Source organism: uncultured Bradyrhizobium sp., from assembly GCF_936943645.1.
Lineage (GTDB): Bacteria > Pseudomonadota > Alphaproteobacteria > Rhizobiales > Xanthobacteraceae > Bradyrhizobium.
This window is the reverse complement of record NZ_CAKZJO010000092.1, coordinates 14,181-31,304: the sequence shown is the minus strand read 5'-3', so window position 1 is coordinate 31,304 and position 17,124 is coordinate 14,181. Positions and strand designations below refer to the sequence as shown.

17 protein-coding genes are annotated in these 17,124 nt (G+C 66.0%); 10 read left to right on the top strand and 7 right to left on the bottom strand.

Going from position 1 to position 17,124, the window contains the following annotated elements; translation table 11 throughout:
• Window positions 1-318 precede the first annotated feature (318 nt).
• From Q0743_RS27535 to Q0743_RS27505, 7 genes are all read right to left on the bottom strand, one after another.
• A complete protein-coding gene (locus Q0743_RS27535) occupies window positions 319-1,914 on the bottom strand; it encodes an MBL fold metallo-hydrolase (protein WP_298244616.1) in 1,596 nt (531 codons plus the stop codon).
• Entirely contained in the window at window positions 1,911-2,828 is a 918-nt protein-coding gene (locus Q0743_RS27530; protein ID WP_298244615.1) for a ribose-phosphate pyrophosphokinase, read from the bottom strand. The genes Q0743_RS27535 and Q0743_RS27530 overlap by 4 nt, the downstream gene beginning before the upstream one ends.
• Entirely contained in the window at window positions 2,825-4,366 is a 1,542-nt protein-coding gene (locus Q0743_RS27525) for a thymidine phosphorylase family protein (RefSeq protein ID WP_298244614.1), read from the bottom strand. The genes Q0743_RS27530 and Q0743_RS27525 overlap by 4 nt, the downstream gene beginning before the upstream one ends.
• Window positions 4,367-4,518: 152 nt before the next feature.
• Window positions 4,519-4,683 (bottom strand): Flp family type IVb pilin, encoded by a 165-nt coding sequence (locus Q0743_RS27520; protein WP_097662975.1) that lies wholly within the window; start codon window positions 4,681-4,683, stop codon window positions 4,519-4,521.
• A gap of 187 nt (window positions 4,684-4,870) precedes the next feature.
• Window positions 4,871-5,053, bottom strand: coding sequence for a hypothetical protein (locus Q0743_RS27515; protein ID WP_298244613.1), 183 nt, complete (start codon window positions 5,051-5,053; stop codon window positions 4,871-4,873).
• Between the two features lie 171 nt (window positions 5,054-5,224).
• Window positions 5,225-5,461 (bottom strand): hypothetical protein, encoded by a 237-nt coding sequence (locus Q0743_RS27510; protein ID WP_298244612.1) that lies wholly within the window; start codon window positions 5,459-5,461, stop codon window positions 5,225-5,227.
• Between the two features lie 57 nt (window positions 5,462-5,518).
• Window positions 5,519-6,508 carry a Ku protein gene (locus tag Q0743_RS27505; RefSeq protein WP_298244611.1) on the bottom strand — a complete coding sequence of 330 codons (990 nt, stop codon included), beginning with the start codon at window positions 6,506-6,508 and terminating at the stop codon, window positions 5,519-5,521.
• Between the two features lie 234 nt (window positions 6,509-6,742).
• On the opposite strand from Q0743_RS27505, the gene Q0743_RS27500 reads away from it, so the two are divergent.
• The 10 genes from Q0743_RS27500 (at window position 6,743) to Q0743_RS27455 (ending at window position 16,953) form a co-directional block, all read left to right on the top strand.
• Entirely contained in the window at window positions 6,743-6,898 is a 156-nt protein-coding gene (locus Q0743_RS27500) for a hypothetical protein (protein ID WP_174718932.1), read from the top strand.
• Window positions 6,899-7,129: 231 nt separating this feature from the next.
• Complete coding sequence (locus Q0743_RS27495) at window positions 7,130-7,795, top strand: response regulator transcription factor (RefSeq protein WP_298244610.1); 666 nt, start codon at window positions 7,130-7,132, stop codon at window positions 7,793-7,795.
• Window positions 7,796-7,889: 94 nt separating this feature from the next.
• Entirely contained in the window at window positions 7,890-9,266 is a 1,377-nt protein-coding gene (locus Q0743_RS27490; protein ID WP_298244609.1) for a sensor histidine kinase, read from the top strand.
• Between the two features lie 161 nt (window positions 9,267-9,427).
• Window positions 9,428-10,828: a hypothetical protein gene (locus Q0743_RS27485; protein ID WP_298244608.1), complete on the top strand. Its 1,401-nt coding sequence runs from the start codon at window positions 9,428-9,430 to the stop codon at window positions 10,826-10,828.
• 100 nt (window positions 10,829-10,928) lie between these two features.
• A complete protein-coding gene (locus Q0743_RS27480) occupies window positions 10,929-11,198 on the top strand; it encodes a hypothetical protein (protein ID WP_298244607.1) in 270 nt (89 codons plus the stop codon).
• 131 nt (window positions 11,199-11,329) lie between these two features.
• Entirely contained in the window at window positions 11,330-12,433 is a 1,104-nt protein-coding gene (gene ccmI / locus Q0743_RS27475) for a c-type cytochrome biogenesis protein CcmI (RefSeq protein WP_298244606.1), read from the top strand.
• A 37-nt stretch (window positions 12,434-12,470) separates the two neighbouring features.
• Window positions 12,471-13,016, top strand: coding sequence for a cytochrome c maturation protein CcmE (ccmE, locus tag Q0743_RS27470; protein WP_298244605.1), 546 nt, complete (start codon window positions 12,471-12,473; stop codon window positions 13,014-13,016).
• Window positions 13,013-14,995 (top strand): heme lyase CcmF/NrfE family subunit, encoded by a 1,983-nt coding sequence (locus Q0743_RS27465; protein ID WP_298244604.1) that lies wholly within the window; start codon window positions 13,013-13,015, stop codon window positions 14,993-14,995. Before ccmE ends, Q0743_RS27465 begins: the two co-directional genes overlap by 4 nt.
• A 4-nt stretch (window positions 14,996-14,999) precedes the next feature.
• Window positions 15,000-15,482 (top strand): cytochrome c-type biogenesis protein, encoded by a 483-nt coding sequence (locus Q0743_RS27460; RefSeq protein ID WP_298244603.1) that lies wholly within the window; start codon window positions 15,000-15,002, stop codon window positions 15,480-15,482.
• A 127-nt stretch (window positions 15,483-15,609) separates the two neighbouring features.
• Window positions 15,610-16,953, top strand: a complete 1,344-nt coding sequence (locus Q0743_RS27455; protein WP_298244602.1) for a methyl-accepting chemotaxis protein — start codon at window positions 15,610-15,612, stop codon at window positions 16,951-16,953.
• The last annotated feature ends 171 nt before the right edge of the window (window positions 16,954-17,124 follow it).

The following is a 17,124-nucleotide window of genomic DNA, read 5'->3' as shown; positions in this document are numbered from 1 at the left end:
CACACGCGGGACTTCGGGTGCCAGCCGGCGCCCGGCCTTCCCTGCGCCCTTGCTTCAGATGAGGGTGCGAGACGGAAGCAAAACTCGGGCAGAACGAGCCGCGAGCATGCGAAGCTGTGTCCGCGAATTATCATCCGACAACGGTCTCGTGCCCCGGACGCAGCGCATTGCGCCGCGACTTCGCGGCGTAGTGCGCGGCAGAGCCGGGGCCCATGCATCAGCAGAACGTGCAGCTCCTGGGTCCCGGCTCTGCGCAGCAGCGTAAGAACGCTGCAACGCGTCCGGGACACGGGAGAAGCGCGTCGGCCACACGCTCCGCTACGCCTTCTCCTCCAGCGCGCGGCGCAGGCGTCGGATGATGACGCCGCGGGCGCGGTCGTCGGCGGCGGCGCCGATCCTGTCGTTGATGTCGAGCATGAGCTCGGACATCTCGTTGTGCCAGTCGAGGCGGGTCACGGCCTCCGGCGCGAGGCGACGGCGATGATCGACGTCGCGCACGCGCGGTTCGGGCGCGGCGAGCTCGTAGATGTCGTCCAGCATCGGTTGGTAGACTTTGGCCGCCGGAATAATGCGTTCGGCGACGCGTGCGGCGAGGCCTGCGATGGCGCCTTCCTCGCCGTGGACCAGGAACAGCCCGCGGGTGATGGGCCGGCGTGCCGCGATCCAGCCGGCCATGCCGGCGCCGTCGGCATGACCGGAATATTCGTCGATCATGCGGATGCGGGCCGCGACCTTGATCTCCTCGCCCTGGATCCGCACGGCCTTGGCCCCGTTCTGCAGGAAGCGGCCGAGCGTGCCGTTGGCCTGGAAGCCGGCGAGCAGCACGGTGGCGCGCTCGTTCCACAGCCAACGCTTCAGATGATGGCGGATGCGGCCGGCATCGCACATGCCGCTCGCCGCGATGATGATGTGAAAACCGGACAGGCGCATGATCGCCTTGCTCTCGTCGGCGGTCTCGGTGAACTTGAGATGCGGCGAGTTGAGCAGGCGCATGGCATCGACGGACGGGTCGAGGCTCTCGGCATGGCGGCGAAACACTTCCGTGGCGCGGATCGCGAGCGGCGAATCCAGGAAGATCGGCGCGGTCGGAATCTCGCCGTGCTCCATGAGATCGACGAGATCGACGATCAGCTCCTGGGTGCGCTCGACCGCGAAAGCCGGCATCAGCAGCGCGCCGCCGGCCGCCGCTGCTTCGCGCACTTCGGCGGCGAGATGCTGGCGGCGAAGGGCAGGGGTGGTGGCTTCGCGCACCCGGTCGCCATAGGTGGATTCCGAGATGACGTAGTCGAAATCGGTCGGCGCCTCGGGATCGGGCTGCAGCAGCTTGGCTTCCGGCCCGACATCGCCGGAGAGCAGCACGCGCATCGGCCGTTCCGCGCCCTGTTCGGCGATCTCGAGCTCGATCGAGGCCGAGCCGAGCAGATGGCCGGCGTTCCAGTAGCGCGCGCGAACGCCCGTGATCACGTCGATCCAGCTTTCATACTCGACCGCGCGAAACGATTGCAGCGACGCGATCGCATCGGACTGCGTGTAGATCGGCTGAACCTCCTTGCGCCCGCGGGAGGCGTTGCGCCGGTTGAGCTGTGTCACCTCCGATTCCTGGATGCTGCCGGCGTCGGGCAGCATGTAGGAGCAGAGGTCGATGGTGCCGCGCGTCGCCAGGATCGGTCCCTCGAAGCCCGCGCGCACGAGTTTCGGCAACAGGCCGCTGTGATCGATATGCGCGTGCGTCAGCAGCACGGCATCGATATCGGCGGGGCGAAACGGAAAGGCGCCGTAGTTGAGCTCCTTCAGCGTCTTCTGCCCCTGGAACAGGCCGCAATCGACCAGGAAGCGGCCGCCTGCGGTCTGGAACAGATAGCTCGAGCCGGTCACGGTGCGGGCGGCACCGCAAAATCGGACGGTGATGCTCATGGCGTCGTCTCCGGAAGATGTGTCGTCAGTTCGGATCGCAAGGCGCTCGCAAGACTCTCGTCGAGCGCAATCGCATTGGTCGGATGCGGTACGCTGTCGGTCGAGCGTATCGACCGGATACCGGCTTCGGTGAATTCCGGGATCATCGCGGGCGGAAACAGCGCATGCGTCACCACCGCATCGACCGCGGTCGCGCCCATCGCCTTCAGCGCCTTCGCCGCGGCGATCATCGTCGTCCCCGAGGAGACGATGTCGTCCACCAGCAGCGCGGGCCGCCTCGCGAGCAGGCCGGGATCGGCAAAGCTGATGGCAACCGAGCGGTCGCCATGCCGTGTCTTCCGGGCCACCGTGTGTTGCAACCGCAGCCGGCTTGCGATGTCGCTCACCCACGGCTCGGACTCCATGTCGGGTCCGATCACGATTGTTGCGGGATCGATGCCGCTGCGCGCCAGGGCCTTCGCAATCGCCGGCATCGCGGACAGGTTCTCCGCGTCGATGCCCGGAAAGACGGACCTGATGTCGGAAGTGCGGTGCAGGTGCGCATCCACGGTGACGATGCGGTCGAGGGTCCTTGCAAGCAGATCGCCCATGGCACGCTGGCTGATGGCTTCGCCGGCATGAAATGCAGCATCCTGCCGCATGTAGCAGAGATAGGGCGCGACCAGCACCAGCCGCTTGGCGCCGCCACGTCGCAGCGCCTCTGCAGCGAACAGCAGGGTGATCAGCTTGTCGTTGGGTTGATCGAGTGGGGCATAGAGGATCGTGGTGTCGGTCGCCGGCGCGACGGCGACCCGCAGCTCGCCGTCCGGAAAGCGATGCACCGCGATCCCGGCGCAGGAAAGCCCGAGCCGCTCCGCAAGGCGTTTCGCCGCATCGCTGCCGCCGGCCAGTGTCTGGAGCGCGATCGTGCTCACGACGCCGACTTGCCCAGCGGGGCCTCATGACCGTTGACGACGTAACCGCTCTCCTCGGCGGCGGCATCGACCGCCAGATCGTACTCGGGGCGGTCGAAGGTGTAGACGCGATAGAGCGGCTCGCCCTGCTCGACGCGATCGCCGATCTTCTTGAACAGACGGATGCCGGCCCCCTTGTCGAGCGGCGCGCCGGCGGTGCGGGCGAGGCGGTTCATGCGCAGGCAGTCGATTGCGGACACGGTGCCGTCATGCGAGGCCTTGACGTCGAAACTGAGCGAGCCCAGCTCGCTGCTGCAGGTCGACGGCCCCTGGGCGTCGATGATCTTCTGCATCTGCTTGAGCGCCGCGCCGCTGTCGAGCAGTTCGCGGGCCCTCGCATAGCCGGCACCGCCGCGCAGCTTCGGATCGTATTCCAGGAGGTGAGCGGCGAGCCGCAGCGACTTCTCGCGCAGATCGCGCGGCGCATCCTTGTCATTGCCGAGCACGGCCATGACGTCATTGGCCTCGAGCACCGGTCCGATGCCGTTGCCGATCGGCTGGCTTCCGTCGGTCATGATCACCTCGACCGAGCGGCCGAAGCGGTCGCCGACGAATTCGAACAGCTTTCGCAGCCGCATCGCCTCCACGCCGCTGGAGACCTTTGCGGTCGGCCCGACCGGAATGTCGATCAACAGATGCGTCGAGCCTGCCGCGATCTTCTTGGACATGATGGACGCCACCATCTGCTCGCGGGTGTCGAGGCTCAGCGGACGCTCGACCGAGATCAGGACGTCGTCGGCCGGCGACAAATTCACATGCCCGCCCCAGATCAGGCAGCCGTTGCAGGCCGAGACGATCGCCTTCATCTCCTCGACGCCGACATTCACTCGCGCCAGCACTTCCATCGTGTCGGCGGTGCCCGCAGGGGAGGTGATGGCGCGCGAGGAGGTCTTGGGGATCGGCAGGCCATGGGCGGCAACGATCGGCACCACCACCATCGAGGTGCGATTGCCGGGAATGCCTCCGATGCAATGCTTGTCGACGACGACGGGGTTCGGCCACACCAATTGCGTGCCGGCCTGGGCCATCGCGCCGGTGAGGGCAAGCAGCTCGTCACTGGTGATGAAGCTCGCCGAGCCGATCAGGAAGGCAGCGATCTCCATGTCCGAGTAGCGATAATGCGCGAGGTCGTCGATAATCGCGCCGATCTCGGCCTGGCTCAGGGTCCGCCCGTGGATCTTCGCGCGCACCGCTTCAAGGCTCTCCGGCGGCGAGGCTGGCCTGACCGTCACGTGCGTGCCCGCGCCTTGCGCGAAGCGGTGGAATGCGGGCTCGGAGAGGCCGATCTCGTCCGGGGTGACCAGCGTGTCGTCGTCCGTGATCAGCAGCGTCGCCAGCAGGACCTTGTCGCCCTGACGAAGCTCGACGCGGCTGAAGCCGCGGAAGATCTCGGCACGCAGCGCCTTCGACTGCCTGGAGAGGACCACGACGTTCTCGCGGCCGGTATCGAGCCGGACGCGGCGGATTTTCAGTTGGGAGTGCGGAAGCTCTGGATGCATGGACGGGCCGGCAGGGAGGAAACGCGGCCTCCATGCTTAGACGTCGTGGTCCCGGTGCTGTTGACCCAGATCATGGCCGGCAAGACCGGCGGGCCGGTGCGTCACGGCAATGTCGCCGATGCCGGATGGCCGCATCCGGCGGGGCCGGAGGGTTACTTCGTGGCGGCGTCGATCGAGTTGAACTTGTTGTTGAGCAGGGCGCCGCCCGTGCTGTTCACGACGGTGACGATCGCGAGCGCGATGCCGGCGGCGATCAGGCAATACTCGATAGCGGTGGCTGCTTGTTCGTCGGCAAGAAAGGACCTGAGCAATGCCATCGTCAACTCCCGTTCGTCAGTCCAATGTATGCGGCGCCGTTTGCGAAATGCAAAAATCGATTCACGAAGTTTTCGCCGGGGCGCGTCAAAGCACTGGCGCGCTAGCCCCGACCTCTGGCGTTATATGCTGCCATTCGTTGACTTAAGGTTTCGTCACTCAATTTGGCCGGATTTGACGAGGTCTTTTTCAGGACCCGGCCGGGCCGGCGGGCGCGGACTTGCCGGGGCGCCTCAGAACGGCGGCGAGGCGGCTGGCCAGATAGCTCATCACGCGCGGCTGCGACCGCATAGCGCCGTCGGTGAGGCGCTTGTCCTCGGTCGTGTCGCTGACGAGGCCGATATAGTTCTTCCTGGCGTCCTGCTTCTGCATGGCGTGCCAACCCTGGTCCAATCGAGGGCGGGACCTTGGTCGGCGCAAAGGCAATCAACGGTTAATTTTGTCTTCCGTAGGATTACGTGGTGCCTCGCCGATGCCGGGCGGCCGCCGAAGATGGCTGCGCGGTTTAACGGATTGTTGAGGCTATGGACCTCGCGGGCGGGCTCATTTGCGGTTCGCGTCCGCGTTCAGCGCCCGCAACATCGCAATGCGGGCGAACATCATCCAGCCGCCGCCTTTCTCCGCCGCGTTGATCAGGGTCTCGATTGCGGTTTGCCAGTGGCGCGCATGCTGCACGTCCTCAGGCAGCTGCATGATGTGGTCGGCCGCCTGCTGCAGCGTTTGCAGCGGGCGCCCGCCACGCAAGACGATCGGATCGTCGAATGCCGCCGACCAGGGCATGTCAGGCCGACAGACGGGCGCGGGGAGGCGTCACGGTGCGATCGCGCGTGCGTGCCGCTAGCCTGCCTTCTTCGTCCGCGCCGGCGCACGCACCGGCTTGTCGGCGGCCTTCCTGGGTGCGGTCGCCGCCTTCGCTGCGGCCTCCTTGCCGCCCTTGCCGGCGATCGGCAGCAGCATCTCGCGCTGGCCCTCGACGCGCTTTTTCGGCTTCCTGGCCTTGGTCTCCTTGACGGTCTCCCTGGCGACCTTTGCCGCGGGCGCGGTGTCCTTCTCGTTCGCGATGCTCTTCTTCAGCGCGTCCATCAGATTGATGACGTTGCCACCGCTCTTCGGCGTTGTCTTGGCCGCGATCGGCGTCCCGTCGCGCTTCTTGTTGATGAGATCGATCAGCGCGGTCTCGTAATGATCCTCGAACAGCTCGGGCTCGAACGCACCGGATTTCTTCTCGACGATGTGCTTGGCGAGGTCGAGCATGTCCTTGGTCAGCTTCACGTCCTGGATGTCGTCGAAATATTCGGTCTCGCTGCGGACCTCGTAGGGGTAGCGCAGCAGCGTGCCCATCAGGCCGCTCTCGAGCGGCTCGAGCGCGATGATGTGCTCGCGGTTGGTCAGCACCACGCGGCCGATCGCGACCTTGTCCATGCTGCGGATGGTCTCGCGGATCACCGCATAGGCGTCATGGCCGACCTTGCCGTCGGGCACGAGATAATAGGGTCGGATCAGATAGCGGTTGTCGATGTCCGCCTTCGGCACGAACTCGTCGATCTCGATCGTGTGCGTGGAGTCGAGCGCGATGTCGTCGAGCTCGTCCTTGGTGACTTCGATATAGGTGTCGGTGTCGACCTTGTAGCCCTTGACGATGTCCTCGGAGGTGACCTCGTCACCGGTCTCGGCGTCGACCTTGAGATACTTGATCCGGTGCCCGGTCTTGCGGTTGATCTGGTTGAAGGAGACCTTCTCGGTATCCGAAGTGGCGGGATACAGCGCGACCGGACAGGTCACGAGCGACAAACGCAGAAAACCCTTCCAATTGGCGCGGGGGGCCATGGGCTACTCCAAACGCAACAGAGGACGACGTCCCAGAATACCATCGGGGAACAACGAATCATAGCAAGGCGGGTCGTTGAATCCGCCAACTGCGTTAACTGGCCGCCGGGCCCTGGGTTGCGGCCCGATCGGGCGCAAATGCCGGAACATCAATCCGGATCGGGCGTTGGCTCGGCATACACGGCTGCGAGAGGTCGCGGTCATCGGAGGCGACACGCAGAGATTGAGGGCATCATGGCAACCACGCGAGAGCAGCATCAGATCGTCGAAACGGCAACCGAGGCGCGTCAGGGCGAACCTGGCCCGTCCGTTGCCGCACTGCTCGCCATCTCGACCGGGCTTGCGATCCTGATCCTCGCCGTCATCTGGTTCGTGTTCTTCCGGACCTGACGGCCACATTCACGGGAAGGGCGGACCTTCCGAGGCGCCGCTTCGCGCGGCACATTGCGCCCGTCCTGCTGCCGGCTCGTCCGGCCGCAGGGCGGGCGCCGTCGCATTGGTTGCGGACACATCGTATATGACCAAAAAGTAACGCGGCCGGGTTCCCGGCGTTCATATTCAGTTCACGCCGGAATTGCTCATCTGGTGCAGTGTTGATGCGGCCTATTTCTGGAGAGAAGCGTGCGCCTGCTCGTTGTTGAGGACGACCCCGATCTCAATCGCCAGCTCACCAAGGCGCTGACCGACGCCGGCTATGTCGTCGATCGTGCCTTCGACGGAGAGGAGGGGCATTATCTCGGCGACAACGAGCCGTACGATGCCGTCGTGCTCGACATCGGCCTGCCGAAGAAGGACGGCATCTCGGTGCTGGAGGCCTGGCGCCGCAACGGCCGCACCATGCCGGTGTTGATCCTCACCGCTCGCGACCGCTGGAGCGACAAGGTCCAGGGCTTCGACGCCGGCGCCGACGATTACGTCGCAAAGCCGTTCCACCTCGAGGAGGTGCTGGCGCGTATCCGTGCGCTGCTGCGCCGTTCGACCGGCCATGCCCAGAGCGAGCTCTCCTGCGGCCCCGTCACGCTCGACACCAGGACCGGCCGGGTCAGCGTGGCAGGCAATCCGGTCAAGATGACCTCGCACGAATATCGGCTTCTGGCCTACCTCATGCACCATTCCGGACGCGTGGTGTCGCGCACCGAGCTGGTCGAGCACCTCTATGACCAGGACTTCGACCGCGACTCCAACACGATCGAGGTGTTCGTCGGCCGCATCCGCAAGAAGCTCGACGTTGACATCATCCAGACCGTCCGCGGCCTCGGCTATCTCCTGACACCGCCGGCTGCTTGACGCGTCCCGGGGCTTGACGGGCAGCCCGACAGGGGCCTTGGTCCGGTCATGACCTCCGACGCCCTGTCATCCTGCGCCTCCCGGGACCGTTCCGATGGCCGCTAGCTCGCTTGCCAACCGACTGTTCCTGTCGGCGACCGCCTGGCTCGTGGTGATCCTGGCCATCACCGGCGTGGTGCTGTCGTCGGTCTACAAGAACGCCACCGAGCGTGCCTTCGACCGCCGGCTCAACCTTTATCTGCGCACCCTGATCGCCGAGGTCGCCACCCCCGACGAGCCGCCGGACCGCCAGTTTCAGTCGCTGGGCGAGCCGCTGTTCGAGCTGCCGCTGTCGGGCTGGTACTGGCAGATCACCCGCACCGACACCGAGAAGCCGGAGGTGCGCTCCTCGCGCTCGCTCTGGGACAAGAAGCTGCCGAAGCTGGAGGAGCAGGGCACCGAGCTCACCGCCGCCGGCCTCCGCCTCGCTTATGTCGACGGGCCCGAAGGGCAGAATTTGCGCATGGTCGAGCGTCCCGTCGATCTCGGCGCCGACGGCAAGTTCCTGGTCAGCGTCGCCGGCGACGACACCGAGATCTTCGACGAGACGCGGAGCTTCGACTATTACCTCGGCGGCACCTTCACCGCGCTCGGCATCGTGCTGCTGCTCACGACCGTATTCCAGGTTCGCTTCGGTCTCGCGCCGCTCAAGCGCATCTCGGAATCGATTGCCGATATCCGCTCCGGGCGGGCGGAGCGGCTCGAGGGCGAATTCCCGGTCGAGATTGCGCCTTTGGCGCGCGAGACCAACGCGCTGATCGACGCCAATCGCGAGATCGTCGAGCGCGCGCGCACCCATGTCGGCAATCTCGCCCATGCGATCAAGACGCCGCTCTCGGTCATCGTCAACGAGGCCGGCAGCCACGCCGCCGAGCCATTCGCGGCCAAGGTGATGGAGCAGGCGGACGTGATGCGCGACCAGCTCGCCCACCACCTGGAGCGCGCCCGCATCGCGGCGCGTGTCTCGATCGTCGCGACCGTGACGGAGGTGGCGCCGGCCATCGAGGCGCTGCGGCGGACCATGGAGAAGATCCATCGCGATCGCGGCATCGTGGTCGAGGCCAAGGCCGATCCGTCGGCCAAATTCCGCGGCGAGCGCCAGGATCTGGAGGAGATGGTCGGTAATCTCGTGGACAACGCCTGCAAATGGGCGGCCTCGCGCGTCTTCATCGAGGTCCTGGTAGAGCCGCCGCACCAGGCAGGGGGCGGCCCGCGGCTACGGATCATCGTCGACGACGACGGCCGCGGCCTGTCGGAGGCGGAGCGCGCCCAGGTCTCCCGGCGCGGCCAGCGGCTCGACGAGTCCAAGCCCGGCTCGGGGCTGGGCCTGTCGATCGTGACCGATCTCGCCGCGCTCTATGGCGGCAGCCTCTCGCTTGGCGGCGCGCCGACCGGCGGCTTGCGGGCCGAGCTGGTCCTTCCCGGAGTGTAACGCATTGCCAAAACTTGGCTTTTTGTCCTCGCTGAGGCTCCGGTCCAAGCCAGATGAAGGGATTCGGTCCCACGTGCTAAACGGCTTCTTAAGTGGGGCCCACCTATGATCGCACCGGACACATCCCATGTCCGCCATTTTACCGTGCATTACCCGGGCGCATGAGCCAGACATCGATCGAGCGGCTGAGGGAATATCTCGCGCAGCTCCCGCCGCAGGCGCAGGCGCTGCTGATGCGGGAGTTCGAGCGTGCGCTCGAACGCGGCCAGGACACGGCGGTGGCGACCCTCGTGCTCGAGCAGTTGCGCAAGATCGTCCGCAAGAGCGAGGCGGATGAGGCCCCGCCGCCCCGCACGGACGATCTGTCGCGGCTGCTGTTCCAGGTACTGGAACCGTTTCTGGTCGAAGCGGGCATTCCAACACGGGTCGGCCAGATCCGCCGCGCCTCGCTGCAGCCGATTTGGCAATGGCTCGGCCGCGACGGTGCGCCGGACAAGGTGAATGAATTCGAGGCCGCGCTGGCGCGCATGCCGGCCGACAGTGCAGGGCAGGTCGAGGCCCTGGCGCAAAAGCTCCAAGCGGTGGCTGCCGATGCCATTTTCGAGCTGACGGGTCCGGGCGGCGGCGACAAGTCGCGCGCGCTCGCCCGCGTCGGCCCCCCCAACGTGATCGAGGACCTCTATTCGATCGGCGCGGTGCTGCAGGTCCGGGAAGCCATCGCCAGCCTGAACGAGAAGCTGCCGCGCACCTTGCGCGCCTTCGGCGATTCCCAGATCGCCTCGGTGACGCAGGCGCTCAACATTCCGGTGCTGCAGACCCCGCAGATGCTGCCCTTCGCGTTGTCGATCGTGGCGCAGCGGATGATGGCGCCGTGGCAGATCATTCGCCTCGCCGTGAAGATTGCCGCCTCCGACGACGAGATCCGCGTCGCGGCGACGCCCTATGGCGTCGCGGTCACGATGGCGCTGCACGATCTGTCCTGCGTCGCCGCCGCCTTGCGCATGGACATCAAGCGCGGCCATTTCGACAACGTTGCCGGCAATCTCAAGACGTTGCACGACGGCGTCCGGGGCCTGCGCACCGAGCTCGACTTGCGCAACGATTCCGCCTGGGGCAAGCAGCTCACCTCGATCCGGGCCGACATCTCCAATGCGCTGCAATCGGAGATCGACAGCGTGCCCGGCCGCGTCCGCCGCATCCTGCGTCAGCGCCCCGAGAAGGACATTCCGCCGGGCGCGCGGATCGACAGCACTGAAGTGGAAGAGACTGTGTCGCTGATCGATTTCGTCGCGACCTGCCGCAACTATGCCAGCGAGCTTGCGATCAACGAGGTGACGCTGCGCACCTATTCCGACCTGCAGCAATATGTCGAACGCTCGACCGAGCAGCTCGTGCAGTCGCTGCGCGCTGCCGATCACAAGGTGCGCACCTATCGGCAGCAGCAGGTGCAAGCCGCGATTCGTTTCTGCCAGGTGCTGTTCGGCGACGACTACGCTTCGCTGATGAGCCGCGCTGCACAGAATGCCGAGACGGGCGAGCGCAAATCGTCGCGCGCGAGCTGATCCAAGCGCATATTTTCGTGATCACAATTTGTGGTTGACGGTGCGGGTGCCGCACCGTAGGTTCCCGGTGCAAGTTTGGGGACCTTCCACCTGTGGGCGCATGAAACCCGTTATCAGCTCCATCGAAATCGAGAACCGCGTCATCGTTGCCAAGTATCAAAGACTGATGGTCGGCGCCAAAGTGGTGCTGGTCGAGAAGGCAAGCGGTCGGCAAGTGTCCGAGACGATCACGAGGGTTGCGTCGCCGGTTCCGGTCGGTGCGCTGCGCATCAGATTGCCGGATGTGGTCGCGCCGGGAACATACTTCCTGAAGGCCTTCAACGGCCACGGCGAGGACGCCGCGCAAAGCGCGGATTTCGAGATCGGCTAAGCCGTTGGATTTTCACCGTTTCGCGACTGCGCGCGGTCGCGCCGAATTGACAATTGTCAATTGCCGCATCGTCCGGCCGTGGTGTAAAGCCACCTATGGGCGCGGTTTGCGCGCTGCCGGAAGCTTGCCAGATGACGCTATGGTTCGTGTTCGCGCTGATGACGGTCGCGGCGATTTTCGCCGTGCTCTTGCCGCTTGGCCGTAAAGAGCGCACGCCAGATCAGGGCAGCGAGGTCGCGGTTTACAAGGACCAGCTGGTAGAGATCGAGCGTGATCTCGCCGCAGGCTTGATCCCCGCGCCGGACGCGGAGGCCGCGCGCGTCGAGATCAGCCGCAGGTTGCTTGCCGCGGCCGCCAGCGAGCCCGCACTGGCGCCGCAGTCGAATCTCAAATGGCGCCGCGCCGCGGCCGTGCTGGCCCTCGCGGGCCTGCCGCTCGTTGCGGCCGGCGTCTACATGCCGCTCGGCTCGCCCAAGCTTCAGGATTTTCCGCTGGCACAACGGGAGCGCGCGCCGGGCAAGGCGCAGTCGCTCGAGAATCTCGTCGAACAGGTCCAGCAGCATCTGGAGAAGAATCCGACCGACGGGCGCGGCTGGAACGTGCTTGCGCCGGTGCTGGAGCGGCTCGGCCGTTTCGACGAGGCGGTACGCGCCTATCGCAACTCACTCGCCTATAATGGCGAGAGCTCGGAGCGCCGGTCCGATCTCGGCGAAGCGATCTCGGCCGCCGCCGGCGGTGTGGTGACCGCCGAGGCCAAGACCGAATTCGAGCGCGCACACGCCCTGAACGCCGACGATCCCAAGGCGAACTACTTCCTGGGCCTTGCCGCGGAGCAGGACGGCCGCAAGGACGATGCAGCCAATATCTGGCGCGCGCTGCTTGCGAAGGCGCCCGCGGATGCGCCGTGGCGTGCCCTGGTGCAGTCCTCGCTGGTGCGTGTTGCCGGCGGGACGATGCCGGCGCTGTCGGACGAGACGATCGCCGCTTCCAAGGACATGGCCGAGGGCGATCGCAACGCGATGGTGCGCGGCATGGTCGATCGTCTGGCGACCCGGTTGAAGCAGAACGGCGACGACGTCGATGGATGGCTGCGCCTGGTGCGCGCCTATCTCGTGATGGGCGACCGTGACAAGGCGGTCGGAGCGTCGGCCGACGCCCGGCAGGCCGTTGCCAGCGATGCCGAGCGGCTTCGCCAGCTCAACGAAGGCCTTAAAACTCTTGGGTTCGGTGGATGACGATGCCGGGACGAGAGAAGCGGAGAACGGATACGCCATGACGCGCAAGCAGCGACGTATGACCATCATCGGCGGCTCACTCGCGGTGCTCGCGCTCGCGGCCGCGCTGGTGCTCAACGCACTTCGCGACTCCATCGTGTTCTTCTCCACCCCGACCATGGTCGCCGAGAAGCACGTCGAGCCCGGCAAGCGGTTTCGCCTCGGTGGGCTGGTGCAACCCGGCTCGCTCCAGCGTGGCGACAATCTCGCGGTGACCTTCGAGGTCGCCGACGGCAACGCAAAGCTGCCGGTGGCCTACAAGGGCATCCTGCCCGACCTGTTCCGCGAGGGGCAGGGCGTCGTCGCCGAAGGCGCGCTCGACGCCAACGGCGTATTCAAGGCCGATACCGTGCTTGCCAAGCACGACGAGACCTACATGCCGAAGGACGTCGCCGATGCCCTGAAGAAGCAGGGGCACTGGAAGGACGATTACGGCGGCAAGCCTGCCGATAGCGGCAAGACTTCCAACAGCGGAAAGACGTCCGACGCGGGCAAGCCTGTCGCGACGACCGCGCAGGGCAATCCGCAGGGAGCAGTGCGGTGATCGCAGAATCCGGACATTACGCGCTGGTGCTGGCGCTTGGGCTCGCGCTGATCCAGTCGATCGTGCCGCTGATCGGCGCGCGACTGCGCGATGCGGCGCTGATGAACGTGGCGCGCTCCACGGCGCTGGCCCAGCTCCTGTTCGTCGGCGCCTCGTTCACAGCTCTTGTGATGCTGCACGTGAACTCGGACTTCTCAGTCGCCAACGTCTACGAGAATTCCCACTCGATGAAGCCGCTGCTCTACAAGATCACCGGCGTCTGGGGAAACCATGAAGGCTCGATGCTGCTCTGGGTGTCGATCCTCGCACTGTTCGGCGGACTGGTCGCGGCGTTCGGCAACAATCTGCCGCTGTCGCTGCGTGCGCACGTGCTCGCCGTGCAGGCCTGGGTCGCCAGCGCCTTCTATCTCTTCATCCTCGTGACCTCAAATCCGTTCCTGCGCATCGCGACCCCGCCGATCGAGGGACGCGATCTCAATCCGGTGCTGCAGGACATCGGGCTCGCCGTGCATCCGCCGATGCTCTATCTCGGTTATGTCGGCTTCTCGATCTCGTTCTCCTTTGCAATCGCGGCGCTGATGGAGGGACGGATCGATGCGGCTTGGGCGCGCTGGGTGCGGCCGTGGACGCTGGTGGCCTGGATCTTCCTGACGCTCGGCATCGCCATGGGCTCGTACTGGGCCTATTACGAGCTCGGATGGGGCGGCTGGTGGTTCTGGGATCCGGTCGAGAACGCCTCGCTGATGCCGTGGCTCTCCGGCACCGCGCTGCTGCATTCGGCCCTGGTCATGGAGAAGCGCAACGCGCTGAAGGTCTGGACCATCCTGCTCTCGATCCTGACCTTCTCGCTGTCGCTGCTCGGCACCTTCCTGGTGCGCTCGGGCGTCATCACCTCCGTGCACGCCTTCGCCACTGATCCCACCCGCGGCGTGTTCATCCTTCTGATCCTCTGCCTCTTCATCGGCGGCAGCCTGGCGCTGTTCGCAGGCAGAGCCACCTCGTTGAAGCAGGGCGGCCTGTTCGCGCCGATCTCGCGCGAGGGCGCGCTGGTCCTGAACAATTTGCTGCTCACCGTCGCCTGCGCGGTCGTGCTGTTCGGCACGCTCTATCCGCTGGCGATGGAGATGCTCGCCGACTTCAAGATGTCGGTCGGTGCGCCGTTCTACAATCTCACCTTCGCGCCGCTGTTTGCGCTGCTGCTGCTTGCGGTGCCGTTCGGGCCGATGCTGGCGTGGAAGCGCGGCGATCTGCTCGGCGTGACGCAGCGCCTGCTGGCTGCGGGCGTCGCCGGCCTCGTTGCCGTCGCCATTGCCTGGGGCTGGGCGAGCGGCGGCAGCACGCTGGCGCCGCTCGCGATCGGGCTCGGCATCTTCGTCATCGCCGGCGCCGTCACCGACATCGTCGAACGCACCGGTCTCGTGCGGCTGCCGTTCGCGACGGTGCTGCACCGGGCGCGCGGCCTGCCGCGTTCGGCCTGGGGAACGGCGTTCGCGCATGCCGGCCTCGGCGTGGCGCTGATCGGGATCGTCTGCGAGACCACCTGGAACAGCGAATATATCGCGACGATGAAGCAGAACGACGTCGCCCAAATCGCCGGCTTCGACGTCAAGCTCGACGGCTTGCTGCAACGTCAAGGTCCGAACTACCGCGAGATGATCGCCCAGTTCAACGTCAGCCGCGAAGGCCAACCCATCAGCGTCATGACGCCCTCCAAGCGCAGCTTCACCACCCGCGGCTCGTCGACCACCGAGGCCGCGCTGCTGACGCGCGGCGCCAGCCAGCTCTACATTTCGCTCGGCGACGCCACGGCCGAGGGCGCCATCGCGGTGCGCATCTATTACAAGCCGATGGTGCTCATGATCTGGTGGGGACCGGTGCTGATGGCGTTCGGCGGCGTGCTGTCGCTGTCCGATCGGCGCCTGCGGGTCGGCGCGCCGAAGCCGGCGCGGGCCAAGCAGCGCCTCCAGCCGGCGGAGTGATCCGATGCGTCGGATGATGGTTGCGTTCATCGCTCTGATGCTGCTGGCCGTGCCCGCGGCTCACGCGGTGCAGCCCGACGAGATCATGGCCGATCCCGCCAAGGAAGCCCGTGCACGCGAGCTGTCGCGCGAGCTGCGCTGCATGGTCTGCCAGAACCAGTCGATCGACGATTCCGATGCGCCGCTGGCGCGCGATCTGCGTCTGCTGGTGCGCGAGCGTATCGGCGCCGGCGACAGCAATTCGCAAGTGCTCGACTTCCTGGTGGCGCGCTACGGCGAGTTCGTGTTGCTCAAGCCGCGCTTCGAGGCTCAGACTTTGCTGCTGTGGCTGCTCGGGCCGCTGCTGCTGATCGGCGGCGGCGTGGCGCTGTGGCTGCAGATCCGGCGCCGCGCCCGCAGCGGTGTCGATGTACCTGTGCCACCGCTCACGCCCGACGAACAGGCGAAGCTTGCGGCGCTGATGTCGGACGAAGCCAAATCTTCGTAGCGAAGCGGTGTCGTCCTGGTTACGTAGTGATACGTAGCCGCCGCTCCGCTGCCGCGCGGTTCATGGTATTTTGACCTTTGTCTGGAAGCTTGTCGCGAGCTTCGATTCCAGACTCTGAGTCCTCCTGATGTTCGCGAACAGCAATCTGACGATCCGCTTCCTGGTCGGCGCCGTCGTGGCTGCACTATTGTTTCTGCTGGGCATCGGCGGCGGCACCGGCTTCATTGCGGTACTCTATCTCAACAACGAGATCACCAGCCTGTCGTCGGACTTCGCCGCGCTGAGCGGGCCTGCGCGCGATCACGCCATGCAGACCTATCAGCAGGCGCAGGCCGCGTTCTCCTGGTTCCTGGCCGCCTGCGGCGGGATCGCCATCGTCGCCTCTGCAATCTGCCTCACCACCTGGTTCGCCGTGCGCAACGGCATCCTCAGCCCGCTGGCGGCGATGGTGCATGCGATGCGCGAGGTCGCCGACCAGAAGTTCGAGACGCCCGTTCCCGGACTCGGCCGCACCAACGAGATCGGCCTGCTGGCCGGTGCGCTGGAGGTCTTCAAGACCAACGGCATCGAGCGGCGTCACCTCACCGAGCACCAGCTGCACGAAGCGCAGCACCAGGCCGAGCGATCGAAATTCCTGGACGACCGGATCAAGAGCTTCAACAATCTCGTTGCCAGCGTCGTCGACAGCGTGGCGTCGTCGGCCGTGCATCTGAAGAGCAATGCCGAGACGCTGTCGCGCACGGCCAACGACACCAGCACCAAGGCCAATGCGGTCGCAAGCGCCGCGAACCAGGCCAGCGCCAGCGTGCAGACGGTCGCCGGCTCGGCCGAGGAGATGACGAACTCGATCGGCACGATCAGCCGCCGCGTCACGGACGCGACCCAGCGCGCCGAGGGCGCGGCGTCGCAAGCCGAGAAGAGCCGCGACACCATCCACACGCTGTCGGAGGCCGCCGACAAGATCGGCGAGGTCGTCCAGCTCGTGCAGGCGATCGCATCGCAGACCAATCTCTTGGCGCTGAACGCTACCATCGAGGCGGCACGGGCAGGGGAGGCCGGCAAGGGGTTTGCCGTGGTCGCCTCCGAGGTGAAGAATCTGGCGCATCAGACCAGCAAGGCGACCGAGGAGATCACCTCTCATGTCGCCAGCATCCAGGGCATTACCGCGGAGACCCGCGGCGCGATCGACGCCATTTCCAAGACGCTGTCGGAGATCTCGTCGATCATGTCCGGTATCGAGGTCGACACCGCCCAGCAGCGGAACGCCACGCAGGAAATCACCCGCAGCGCCCAGGACGCCGCGCACGGCACCCTCGACGTCTCCAATCACATCGTCCAGATCACCTCGACCTCCGCGGAGACCGGCCGCATGGCCGCAGAGGCACGGGATTCCGCGGTCGACCTGTCGCAGCAGGCCGCAACCCTGAAGCGCGAAGTCGACGAGTTCATCGTCAGCGTCAGGGCCAGCTGAGCGCGTCACAACGCGCCCGACGCGCCATCACCGGAACTCGCTTAAGTTCCTGTGAGAGCGCAATTTTGCGCTTGCGCCGAACGGCCGCATCCCAGACGGTCCCTTCATTACAAAAGTTTAACCCCGCCGCCAGCGCGCGGTAAGGCGGGAGCCCCCATCTTCAGGTCCGCA